Below are 12,090 nucleotides of genomic sequence, written 5' to 3' on the forward strand. Positions count from 1 at the left end.
ATCAGGAGGCGATTTTTTTAATGGCTTGTTTTACTTCTCAATACCGAGAACTTCCAGCGTCATCACGGAAGTCACGCCGGGCGGTACCGCGCCAGGTATACCTTCCTCGCCGTAAGCCAATTCGGTGGGAACATAAATCTTCACTCTGCCGCCCACGACCAGTTTTTTTACGCCAGCACGCATCACCATCGGCAGTTCGCTCACTCGCGCCGTATTGACTTCGTTCTGTGCAAGAACCTGCCCGGAGCTGACCTTCTCGTCCACTTTGAAACGGATGACATCGCTATCACCAATAGCGGCACCCGGCCCACGTTTTTCAACCAAATAGACCACGCCGTTATCCGCCCGCACCGCACCCTTTAGCTTCGCCGCGTCGGCCAGCAACTGCTGCCCTTGCTTCTTGTTCCGGGTTATTTCACGTTGCCGCGCATCGTCTACCTGCTTGTTGAGAGTACTGAGGACCTTTTCAAGATCGGTATTCGGCATTTGCAGGCTGCCTGCAAATTTATCCTGCAAGCCTTGCAGAAAAGCCTGCGGCTTAAATTGTTGCCCAATATCTTTCAGCATTTCGCTTTCAAGCTGAACTTTTGCCGCAAACCAGACACCCCAGGCATAGTTCACGCGCGCAAGTTCGGACTTATCCGCCGCCAGCGAGAATGCCGGTGAATTCGCTTTACTCGCTCCCTTTTCCTCCGCAGTTGGCGCACGCTTCGCAGCAGCGAGTTGCTGTTCCATTTGCGCCTTCTCTTCGCCGCTCTGTTTTAATTTCGCTTCCAGCGCGGCGATATGCGCTGCCTGATCTGCTGCTTGTTTGGTGGCGGCAGCGAGCTGGCTGGTTACCTCGTCGCGCTTTTTGTTCGCATCGGTAAGCAGTTTTTCCTGTTCTGTGGTTTTCGAGGTCGCCTGTTGCAGCTTCGCGCTGAGCTCCGCTCCCTGGTTTTTCACCTCTGCCAGTTGTAGTTCTGCCTGCGCTTTCTCTTCGCTGCGCTGTTTCAGCGATGCTTCCAGCGTGGCGATGTGCGATGACTGCTCACTACTCTCTTTCGTAACAGCAGTGAGCTGGCTGGTTATCTCGTCGCGCTTTGTATTCGCATCGGCAAGCTGTTTTTCCTGTTCGGCGGTTTTTGCTGCCGCCTGTTGCAGCTTCGCGCTGAGCTCCGCCCCCTGCTTTTTCGCCTCCGCCAGTTGCTGCTCTGCCTGCGTTTTCTCTTCGCTGCGCTGTTTCAGCGATGCTTCCAGCGTGGCGATGTGCGACGCCTGCCCACTACTCTCTTTTTTCGCGGCTGTGAGCTGGCTGGTTATCTCGTCGCGCTTTGTATTCGCATCGACAAGCTGTTTTTCCTGTTCGGCGGTTTTTGCTGCCGCCTGTTGCAGCTTCGCGCTGAGCTCCGCCCCCTGCTTTTTCGCCTCCGCCAGTTGCTGCTCTGCCTGCGTTTTCTCTTCGCTGCGCTGCTGTAACTCATTTATCAACGTCGTAATACGCAGTGCCTGCTCACTCATCTTTTTCGCGGCAGCATCAAGGTAATGATTTGCCTCTTCGCGCTTGCTATTCGCAGCAGCAAGCTGCTTCTCGCTGGCCTGCAGCTGTTGTTGTAGCTGCTTGTTTTCACTGCTAATGACAGGCGGTGGCTGTTTGTTATCATTGCCTGCGTTATTTTTTGGCTGTACGGACGTTGCTGTAGTCTGTTTTTTGCGCAGTGCTTCTGCCTCACGCCGTAACGCCGCGAGTTGGCGTTTCAGTAACCTGATTTCTTGCTCACTCGACGCATTTTTTGGCACAGCCTGCTGTTTAACAGCAGCATGTGATGAAGACGTAGCAACCGAGCCTGCACTGCCATGATCAGCCGTAAACGGAGACTGCGGTTCGGCTGATATTATGTGCTCATCGTTCAGACGATCGAGTAATGAGGCAGGCTCAGCGCTGGTGGCTAAGGATGATATAGCCGATAGCAGCACAGCAGAGGAATAAAGTAGTTTTCTCATAACTGTTTCAGTGCATTTGCGCGACTGGACATATTAGTGAATACCGCGCTGCGCACGCGCGAGCAAACCACTTCAATCTTACTATCAATTTCGGATTTCATTATTTCCGCAGAATTCTTATCAATTATCGGTCGATTTCGCTTGTAGACTTCATAGCTTTTATTAATCGTATTAAATTGCTGTTTGTAAGTTTCAAATGCAGAATTATCCAGACCTTTTAAGGCGGTCAGAAGCTCGTAACATTGCTGCGCCTGCTGTTTCTGCGGCGCATCCTTTACCACGGAGGGCACCGTTGATTTAACACAACCCGTTAACGTAAAAGGTAAAACGAAGGAGAGACATAAAAGATAAAAATGTGAACGCCGCATAATATCCTCATCATTCAGGCATATTTTTTCACTGAATTACATTCAGTGAAAAAACAAATTAAACGTGAAATATCCGTCAAATAACAACAGGGGTGAAAACTATCATGCCGTGATTTAAATAACAACAAGAAGCCCTGTGACTTTAATGGATATTATTGGCGCATCATAATTTCATTATAAATAATGAAATACTATATTTCCGATGAATAAATAGAATACAAAAGGGAGCGGATAAAATAATAATGCCGCCTTCCGGGCAGAAAGGCGGCATGGGAAACTAGATGTGCAGTTCCTGCAATTTCTCTTTCGGCAGGGCGAGTTCTTCGTTGCTGTTAACGCGCACATCACGATCGAGGATGTGACGCGCGATCTCTTGCGCTTCTTCCAGAGAGTGCATTTGGTATGTCCCGCACTGATAGATGTTCAGTTCCGGGATCTGATTCTGCTCTTTTACTTTCAGGACATCTGCCATCGCCGCTTTCCAGGCATCGGCGACGCGCTGCTCGTCCGGCGCACCGATCAGGCTCATGTAGAAACCGGTGCGGCAACCCATCGGAGAGATATCGATAATCTCAACGCCGTTGCCGTTGAGGTGGTTACGCATAAAACCGGCGAACAGATGCTCCAGCGTATGGATACCTTTTTCCGGCATCACTTCTTTGTTCGGTACGCAGAAACGCAGGTCGAATACGGTAATGGTGTCGCCGTGCGGCGTGTCCATAGTCTTGGCAACACGGACTGCGGGCGCTTCCATACGGGTATGATCGACAGTGAAGCTATCCAATAATGGCATTTAGTCACCTCCGACAGTGATTTTTTAAAAATAAAATGAACTCTTTTTTCCCGTGCGAGTCTGAGTATATGAAAGACGCGCATTTGTTATCATCATCCCTGATCTTCAGAGATGAAATTTTGGCCACAGAGATGTGGCCTTTTTCTTTTGTATCAGGCGTGACGCGCGAGTAACGCCTCGAATGACTCCGAATCTCCGGCTTCAACCTCTGCCTGACGCACCAGCGACGCTTTGCGCTCGGCGATAAAATCTTCCTCAAGCAAAATTTCCAGTGGCTCTTCACGCAGCTGCGAACGGTACTGATCGCCCAGCGCTTTCCCCGTGCCGCCAATACCATTATCAATCATTGAGCGCAGAATGCGCGCAGAGAATGTCAATTCCGGATCGTCGAAGCTGGCAACCAACTGGTCGCACACTTTTTCGTACTCACTGCCACCGTACACGCCATCCAGCGTCTGCGCTACTCGTTTCAGATCACTAAACAGATCCTTACCGACTTGCGCGAGCGGGAACTGTGCGGTTTCACAGCCCATTCCGAGCGTCAAACCGGGTTTACGCCCTTCCAGAATCACGCGATTCCAGTTCGTACGGGTGCAGAGCAATTCATCGCTGCTCATTTCTGGCGCATCGGCCAGCACACACCAGACCATAAACAGATCGAGGAAGCGCACCTGCTGCTCGTCAACGCCAATGGCGGTGAACGGATTGATATCCAGAGAACGAACTTCGATGTACTCAATGCCGCCACGCAGCAACGCATCCGATGGTGTTTCGCCACTACGGGTCACACGTTTCGGGCGAATAGGCGCATACAGCTCGTTTTCAATCTGCAGAATATTGGTGTTGATCTGTAAGTATTTGCCATCTTTTTTCAGACCAATTTTGGCGTATTCCTCAGAAGGCGTTTTGATTGCGCGCTTCAACGCCACGACGTAATCGTGTAGGTTATTGAAGGTAATGCCGAGATTACTTTGCGATTTATTGGTGTACCCGAGGTCGCTCAGGCGTAATGAGGTCGCATACGGCAAGTAGTACATACCGTGCGGTGTTTTCTCAAACGGCAGCGTTGTCGGTTTCCCTTGCAGGAACGATGAGCAAATTGCTGGTGAAGCGCCAAACAGATACGGGATCACCCAACCAAACCGGTAGTAATTGCGAATGAGGCGGAAATAACCGTCCGACACCGCTTCTTTATCCGTACTGCCGCTTTTCGCTTCCCAGAAAGCCATCGGCAGCGAGAAATTGTAATGCACGCCGGAAATGGTTTGCATCAGCGCGCCATAGCGATTTTTCAGCCCTTCGCGGTAGAGCGTTTTCAAACGACCAATATTGGACGTGCCATACTGCGCCAGCTCAATATCCTGGCCATCCTTGATATAGCACGGCATGCTCAACGGCCACATGCGTTCGTCACCAATCTGGCGCGCAGTGTAGCGGTGAATATCGCGCATAATGGTCAGCATATGATCGATATCGCCATCCACCGGAGTGATAAATTCCAGCAGCGCTTCAGCAAAATCGGTGGTGATCCATTTATGGGTCAGTGCTGAGCCAAGCGCAGCCGCATGACCCGTAGTTGCCAGAGAGCCATCCGCATTTACGCGCAGCGTTTCACGCTCAAGACCGCGTTGTATCCCCTTCAGAGCTTGAGGATGTTTTTCCAGCCAGGACAGCGCCTGTGATACGTCCGGGATCAAATTGACCTCCCGCCTGTCATAATCATTTCATTAAGCATAATTGTAATGGTTGACGATTAAAGGTCACTCACTCAGTCCAATTAGTGCCACCACGTCATACCCTGCAGCGTTACAAAGGCGATCGCCAGATAGCGCAACGCTTTTCCAAGGCATAAAAAAATTACTACCGGCCCCCACGACAAGCGCATCCATCCTGCCAGCAGGCACAGTAAGTCGCCTATAACAGGCACCCAGCTTAATAACAGCGCTGCCGCGCCGTATCGTTTAAGCCAGTTAGTCGCTTTTTCCTGCCAGCGCGATGTTTTACGCTGCGGGAAGAAACGCCCAAGAATAACGTTAGTCAGCCCTCCAAGGCTATTACCCATTGTTGCTATTACAACAAGAAGCCAGGGCTGGCTAACGTGAGAAATTAACATTGCAACCAGCACGACCTCAGAATTGCCAGGCAACAGCGTGGCGCTGAGAAAGCTGCTGGAAAACAGTGATAACAGCGACAGTGTGTCGCTCACAATAAGCGTACGTCCACGACATCCATACCGGCTGCACGCGCCGCCTGAAGCCCAAAATCTGCATCTTCGAAAACGATGCATTGCGTCGGTTCCACTCCCATGCTTTGCGCGCAAAGCAGGAAAGTATCGGGCGCGGGTTTGTGATGTTTAACATGATCGGCTGCGATAACGGCGTCAAAGTACCCCCGCAGCCCAAGGTGTGCCAGCAGCGCTTCCGCAATCGCGCTTTCGCTGCCCGTTCCTACAGACATTGGACGACGACCATGCCACGCTTTCACCACCTCGATAAGCGGTAATGGACGAACAGAATCCAGCAGCATCGCTTTTACAGCCGCCGTTTTTTCCTGAGCCAACAGATGAGGATCGAGATCGCCCTGGTTGGCCTCAATGATGGATTGCGCGATACGCCAGGTTGGAGAGCCGTTAAGCCCAATCATCGCCTGTTCGTCAAAACGCATCCCATAACGCCCGAGCACTTCATGCCAGGCTTTACGGTGAGTTGGCTCTGTATCAAGAATAGTGCCATCCATATCGAAAATCAGACCAGCGTAACGTTCGTACATCATGTTCTCACAAAGCGGATAACAAACAGTTACTTTAACGTAAACAGTGATTTTTGTCGCTGCCAGCGAGTGAGAAGCATAGTGTTACGCATGATTTTGGCGGGGTAACCGGTAAGATGACGTTTTGTGTTTTGCGGAATTGACGCGGTCTGGAGAATCGCTTTGCTTAGCTTGCGGGATATTTGCCGGGGCAGCGCTATTCTTGCCGGTATCAGCAGAAATATGCACTAAACCTGAGAGAATAAATCGACTGGGGTATCGCAGAAGATGGTGCATCCGGGAGGATTCGAACCTCCGACCGCTCGGTTCGTAGCCGAGTACTCTATCCAGCTGAGCTACGGATGCATCAGGAAATGCTATTTACAACACAGATTCAGAACGTCATGACCAAACAAACCCGGGGAGATAATCCGGCCTTGCCGCGCCTTCAGAGTATCGCTGAAGCAGCGCTGTCCCTTCTGATTCCAGCAATGCTGCCTGCCAGAACTGAAGAATGAATAGGCCAGGGTATCAAGAAGATGGTGCATCCGGGAGGATTCGAACCTCCGACCGCTCGGTTCGTAGCCGAGTACTCTATCCAGCTGAGCTACGGATGCATCGGGAAATGCTATTTACTACACAGATTTAGTCTGCATAACATCGGCGTACTGAGCAAGAATGGTGCATCCGGGAGGATTCGAACCTCCGACCGCTCGGTTCGTAGCCGAGTACTCTATCCAGCTGAGCTACGGATGCATCGGAAAACTTACTTTACAACGCTGATTCAGTGCTGCGTTACCTCGCCACACTGAGCAAGATGGTGCATCCGGGAGGATTCGAACCTCCGACCGCTCGGTTCGTAGCCGAGTACTCTATCCAGCTGAGCTACGGATGCAAAATGGCGGTGAGGCGGGGATTCGAACCCCGGATGCAGCTTTTGACCGCATACTCCCTTAGCAGGGGAGCGCCTTCAGCCTCTCGGCCACCTCACCACACGCGCCTCTTTCGAGTGCTTCGAAGAACTTGTTAAGGGCTCATCGTCGCTGCGTGGCGCACATATTACTTTCTGGGACTTATAAGTCAAACACTTTTTCCAGCCCCTGAATCGTTTGCACACTTCGCAGGCAATTAGCCTGCAAAAAGGCCAAAAAGGATGTTTTATCAGCAGAAATTCTGCCGTTTCGCTGTAGAAAAATGGCAAAGACATTCCCTCTCAACATGCGGATAACAGGGAAAAACAGCAAGTCTGAAATAAAAAGGAAACGTAGTGAGGGGAAAATCAGGAGGAGGTGTTGCGTCTCGCCGGGAAACAGCGAGACGCGATAATAGCATCAGTAGTTCGACTGCTGTGACTTTTCAGCCTGGATACGCTGGTAGATCTCTTCACGGTGAACGGAAACTTCTTTAGGGGCGTTAACGCCGATACGAACCTGGTTACCCTTAACCCCTAATACAGTCACAGTGACCTCATCCCCAATCATGAGGGTTTCACCAACTCGACGAGTCAGAATCAGCATTCTTTGCTCCTTGAAAGATTAAAAGAGTCGGGTCTCTCTGTATCCCGGCATTATCCATCATATAACGCCAAAAAGTAAGCGATGACAAACACCTAAGTGTAAGCAGTCACGGCATTACATTCTGTTAAACCTAAGTTTAGCCGATATACAAGACTTCAACCTGACTTTATCGTTATCAATAGCGTAGTGGCAACAACGCCATAACCGCAAGGTTATGGCGTCTGCTTTCGCTTTGTAATTATGACAGTTTAGCGCTTACCCAGTCTTTTACACTGGCGAGAGCGGCAGGCAGCGCGGCTGCGTCAGTACCACCGGCTTGCGCCATATCCGGACGTCCGCCACCTTTACCCCCGACCTGCTGGGCAACCATACCAATCAATTCCCCTGCTTTCACACGGTCGGTCACGTCCTTCGACACACCCGCAATCAGGGAAACTTTTCCTTCTGCCACGGTGGCAAGCACAATCACTGAAGCGCCCAGTTGGTTTTTCAAATCGTCTACCATGGTACGCAGCATTTTCGGCTCGACGCCGGCCAGTTCGCTAACCAGCAGTTTTACGCCGTTAAGATCGATAGCTTTACCGGACAGGCTAGCGCTCTCCTGCGCTGCCGCCTGCTCTTTCAGTTGCTGCAACTCTTTTTCCAGCTGGCGAGTACGTTCGATAACAGCACGCACTTTATCGCCAAGGTTCTGGTTGTCGCCTTTCAGCAACTGCGCGACCTCATGCAGTTGGTCACTCTGCGCATGCAGGCTGGCAATCGCGCCTTCACCGGTAACGGCCTCGATACGACGTACGCCTGCCGCCGTGCCGGATTCAGACACAATGCGGAACAGACCAATATCGCCAGTACGGGAAGCATGTGTACCGCCACAAAGTTCAGTCGAGAAATCACCCATACGCAGCACGCGCACGCGATCTTCGTATTTCTCGCCAAACAGCGCCATTGCGCCATTCGCTTTCGCCGCCTCCAGATCCATGATGTTGGTCTCGATCGGCAAGTTACGGCGAATTTGCGCGTTCACCAGATCTTCTACCGCACGGATTTCCGATGGCTTCATGGCTTCAAAATGGGAGAAGTCAAAGCGCAACGCTTTGTCGTTCACCAGAGATCCTTTCTGCGCAACGTGCGTACCGAGCACATCGCGCAACGCGGCATGCATCAGGTGTGTTGCAGAGTGGTTCAGACGAATACGCGCACGGCGCGCTTCATCGACTTCCGCTTTTACGCCGTCGCCGACCTTCAGCGAACCGCTACTCAACTTACCGAGATGACCAATCGCCTGACCGTATTTCTGCGTATCCTGTACGGCAAAGGCAAAGCCATTACCTTTCAGTTCGCCTTTGTCGCCCACCTGGCCGCCAGATTCGGCGTAGAACGGCGTCTCATCAAGGACAACCACCGCTTCCTGACCTGCGGCAATTGCATTCACCGGCTTGCCGTCGACAAACAGCGCAGTGACTTTGCCGTTCAGTTCCAGATGGTCATAGCCTTTAAATTCTGAAGCGCTATCAACGCGGATCATCGCGTTGTAATCTGCGCCGAAACCGCTGGATTCGCGCGCGCGACGGCGTTGCTCTTCCATCGCGGCTTCAAAGCCCACTTCGTCAACCTTCAGGTTACGCTCACGGCAGACATCGGCGGTTAAATCCACCGGGAAGCCATACGTGTCGTACAGGCGGAAAGCGGTTTCGCCGTCCAGCGTGTCGCCTTTCAGTTTTGCCAGCTCTTCATCCAGCAGCGCCAGACCACGCTCCAGCGTACGCGCAAACTGCTCTTCTTCGGTTTTCAGAACCTGCTCAACCTGAGCCTGCTGGCGTTGCAGATCTTCACCAGCGGAACCCATCACCTCAATCAGCGGGCCAACCAGTTTATAGAAGAAGGTGTCCTTCGCGCCCAGCATGTTGCCATGACGAATCGCACGACGAATGATACGACGCAGCACATAGCCACGGTTTTCGTTCGACGGAATGACACCATCGGCGATCAGGAAGGCGCAGGAACGGATGTGGTCAGCGATAACGCGCAGGGATTTGTTACCCAAATCGGTCGCGCCGGTCACGTTTGCCACCGCCTGAATCAGCTTCGTGAACAGGTCTATTTCGTAGTTGGAATTCACATGTTGCAGCACCGCGGCAACACGCTCCAGGCCCATACCGGTATCCACGGACGGCTTCGGCAGCGGTTCCATGGTGCCATCGGCCTGGCGGTTGAACTGCATAAAGACGATGTTCCAGATTTCGATATAGCGGTCGCCGTCTTCTTGCGGGCTGCCCGGAGGGCCACCCCAGATGTGGTCGCCGTGATCGTAGAAAATCTCGGTGCAGGGGCCGCACGGACCGGTATCGCCCATCTGCCAGAAGTTGTCAGAAGCATACGGCGCGCCTTTATTATCACCAATACGGATAATGCGCTCGCGCGGCACGCCCACTTCTTTTTCCCAGATTTCGTACGCTTCGTCGTCCGTTTCGTATACCGTCACCCACAGACGCTCTTTCGGCAGGTTAAACCAGTTCTCACCGGTCAGCAGTTCCCATGCGTACTGAATAGCATCATGTTTGAAGTAGTCGCCGAAGCTAAAGTTGCCCAGCATCTCAAAGAAGGTGTGATGACGTGCGGTGTAACCGACGTTTTCCAGGTCGTTGTGTTTACCACCGGCACGAACGCAACGCTGTGCTGTGGTAGCGCGGGAATAATTACGTTTGTCGAGCCCAAGGAATACATCCTTGAACTGGTTCATCCCGGCGTTGGTAAACAGCAGAGTCGGGTCGTTATTCGGTACCAGGGAGCTGCTGGCAACTACCTGATGTCCCTTACTATGGAAAAAATCGAGAAACGCCTGACGGATCTCAGCGGTGCTCTTGCTCATAATTATCCTGAAATCAAGCTAACGAAATGTGGTAACCGGCCGTTGCCATACATGGAAAACGCGCCAGCTACTGGAAAAAGTGGGAATAAGATAAGTTTTCTTTACTGCGAAGTAAAATCCCGTATGCGCTCAGTCGGCAAAATTTCGCCATATCTCCTGAATATCTTCCTGCATAAAGCCGCGATAGAGCAAAAAACGCTGCACTTTTACTTTCGCCGCATATTCAGTCGGTAGTGGTTCGCCATATTTACGCTGCGCTTGCGCACGTGCACTTTCCACCCAGTCGACATCGCATTCGCGTAGCGCGCTTTCGCTCTCTTCTCGCGAGATCCCTTTCTGATTTAATTCCTGCCGAATGCGCGCCGGACCATAACCTTTGCGCGCACGGCTGGCGATAAACTGGTGCACAAAGCGCATGTCATCAAGAAAATTATGCTCCCGACACCACGCAACGACCTCTTCGACCTCTTCCGGCGTGATATCCAGTTCTTCCGGGCCGTTTTTACTCATTACTGGCGCGGTTAATTTACGACGAAACTCTTTTTCGCTGTGATCGCGCATTGCCAGAATCCGCATCGCCCGGTCACGCAGGCGGGAAACGGCGGAGCGGCGAGAAGGGTTATCAGACATGACTTGATCCTGTGTTCATAGAAAAGCAAAAGGGCTGCATCAGCAGCCCTTGATTACGATTCAGATTATCAGAAATCTTCGTTGGTCTCTTCAACGTCTTCGTCATTGCCATCGGCAGTGAATTCAGCGGAGGAACTTTGATTGCTGAGCAGAATTTCACGCAGCTTTTTCTCGATCTCTTTCGCTGCAGCCGGGTTTTCTTTCAGCCAGGTTGTTGCGTTCGCTTTACCCTGACCGATTTTGTCGCCGTTGTAGCTATACCAGGCGCCCGCTTTCTCAATCAGCTTCTCTTTCACGCCAAGATCGACCAGCTCACCGTAGAAGTTAATGCCTTCACCGTAGAGGATCTGGAACTCAGCTTGTTTGAACGGCGCAGCGATTTTGTTTTTCACCACTTTCACGCGGGTTTCGCTGCCGACGACGTTATCGCCCTCTTTTACCGCACCGATACGGCGAATATCCAGACGCACAGAAGCGTAGAATTTCAGCGCGTTACCACCAGTGGTGGTTTCCGGGTTACCGAACATTACGCCAATTTTCATACGGATCTGGTTGATAAAGATCAGCAGCGTGTTGGACTGTTTCAGGTTACCGGCCAGCTTACGCATCGCCTGGCTCATCATACGCGCCGCAAGGCCCATGTGAGAGTCACCGATTTCACCTTCGATTTCCGCTTTCGGCGTCAGCGCCGCAACGGAGTCGACCACCAGCACGTCAACCGCACCGGAGCGCGCCAGCGCGTCACAGATTTCCAGCGCCTGTTCACCGGTATCCGGCTGAGAACAGAGCAGGTTGTCGATATCAACGCCCAGTTTGCGAGCGTAAACCGGATCCAGCGCGTGTTCAGCATCGATAAACGCACAGGTTTTGCCTTCGCGCTGCGCTGCGGCTATGACTTGCAGGGTCAGCGTCGTTTTACCTGAAGATTCAGGCCCGTAAATCTCGACGATACGCCCCATCGGCAAACCGCCAGCGCCCAACGCGATATCCAGCGAGAGCGAACCGGTAGAGATGGTTTCCACATCCATGGAACGGTCTTCACCCAGACGCATGATGGAGCCTTTACCGAATTGCTTTTCGATCTGACCCAGTGCGGCTGCAAGCGCCTTTTGTTTGTTTTCGTCGATAGCCATGATTACTCCTTCATGCAGAGTGAAGCGCGTTACGCTCCGCGGTGAATTA

At 52.0% G+C, this 12,090-nt stretch carries 10 protein-coding genes and 5 tRNA genes; all 15 read right to left on the bottom strand.

Annotated features, from left to right (window positions below; all coding sequences use genetic code 11):
- Nucleotides 1–30: 30 nt before the first annotated feature.
- A complete protein-coding gene (locus tag IP581_RS17895) occupies nucleotides 31–1,779 on the bottom strand; it encodes an FKBP-type peptidyl-prolyl cis-trans isomerase N-terminal domain-containing protein (RefSeq protein WP_193821031.1) in 1,749 nt (582 codons plus the stop codon).
- Nucleotides 1,780–1,979: 200 nt separating this feature from the next.
- Nucleotides 1,980–2,264: a hypothetical protein gene (locus IP581_RS17900; protein ID WP_086873709.1), complete on the bottom strand. Its 285-nt coding sequence runs from the start codon at nucleotides 2,262–2,264 to the stop codon at nucleotides 1,980–1,982.
- 364 nt (nucleotides 2,265–2,628) lie between these two features.
- Entirely contained in the window at nucleotides 2,629–3,144 is a 516-nt protein-coding gene (gene luxS / locus IP581_RS17905; RefSeq protein WP_086873708.1) for an S-ribosylhomocysteine lyase, read from the bottom strand.
- Nucleotides 3,145–3,296: 152 nt separating this feature from the next.
- Nucleotides 3,297–4,841, bottom strand: coding sequence for a glutamate--cysteine ligase (gene gshA, locus IP581_RS17910; RefSeq protein ID WP_193821032.1), 1,545 nt, complete (start codon nucleotides 4,839–4,841; stop codon nucleotides 3,297–3,299).
- 80 nt (nucleotides 4,842–4,921) lie between these two features.
- Nucleotides 4,922–5,350 (bottom strand): YqaA family protein, encoded by a 429-nt coding sequence (locus IP581_RS17915; RefSeq protein ID WP_086873706.1) that lies wholly within the window; start codon nucleotides 5,348–5,350, stop codon nucleotides 4,922–4,924.
- Nucleotides 5,347–5,913, bottom strand: a complete 567-nt coding sequence (gene yqaB / locus IP581_RS17920; protein ID WP_086873705.1) for a fructose-1-phosphate/6-phosphogluconate phosphatase — start codon at nucleotides 5,911–5,913, stop codon at nucleotides 5,347–5,349. The genes IP581_RS17915 and yqaB overlap by 4 nt, the downstream gene beginning before the upstream one ends.
- A 268-nt stretch (nucleotides 5,914–6,181) precedes the next feature.
- A tRNA-Arg gene (locus IP581_RS17925) sits at nucleotides 6,182–6,258 on the bottom strand.
- A 174-nt stretch (nucleotides 6,259–6,432) separates the two neighbouring features.
- Nucleotides 6,433–6,509: transfer RNA gene (locus IP581_RS17930), tRNA-Arg, on the bottom strand.
- A gap of 62 nt (nucleotides 6,510–6,571) precedes the next feature.
- Nucleotides 6,572–6,648 (bottom strand) — tRNA-Arg (locus tag IP581_RS17935).
- A 62-nt stretch (nucleotides 6,649–6,710) separates the two neighbouring features.
- A tRNA-Arg gene (locus IP581_RS17940) sits at nucleotides 6,711–6,787 on the bottom strand.
- Between the two features lie 4 nt (nucleotides 6,788–6,791).
- Nucleotides 6,792–6,884: transfer RNA gene (locus IP581_RS17945), tRNA-Ser, on the bottom strand.
- A gap of 339 nt (nucleotides 6,885–7,223) precedes the next feature.
- Nucleotides 7,224–7,409, bottom strand: coding sequence for a carbon storage regulator CsrA (csrA, locus tag IP581_RS17950; RefSeq protein ID WP_007370562.1), 186 nt, complete (start codon nucleotides 7,407–7,409; stop codon nucleotides 7,224–7,226).
- A 238-nt stretch (nucleotides 7,410–7,647) separates the two neighbouring features.
- Nucleotides 7,648–10,278 (bottom strand): alanine--tRNA ligase, encoded by a 2,631-nt coding sequence (gene alaS / locus IP581_RS17955; protein WP_193821033.1) that lies wholly within the window; start codon nucleotides 10,276–10,278, stop codon nucleotides 7,648–7,650.
- Between the two features lie 129 nt (nucleotides 10,279–10,407).
- On the bottom strand, nucleotides 10,408–10,908 hold the full coding sequence (gene recX, locus IP581_RS17960; protein ID WP_193821034.1) for a recombination regulator RecX: 501 nt from the start codon (nucleotides 10,906–10,908) through the stop codon (nucleotides 10,408–10,410).
- 68 nt (nucleotides 10,909–10,976) lie between these two features.
- Complete coding sequence (gene recA, locus IP581_RS17965) at nucleotides 10,977–12,041, bottom strand: recombinase RecA (protein WP_020454923.1); 1,065 nt, start codon at nucleotides 12,039–12,041, stop codon at nucleotides 10,977–10,979.
- Nucleotides 12,042–12,090 lie beyond the last annotated feature (49 nt).

Source organism: Kosakonia pseudosacchari (genome assembly GCF_015167415.1).
Lineage (GTDB): Bacteria > Pseudomonadota > Gammaproteobacteria > Enterobacterales > Enterobacteriaceae > Kosakonia > Kosakonia pseudosacchari.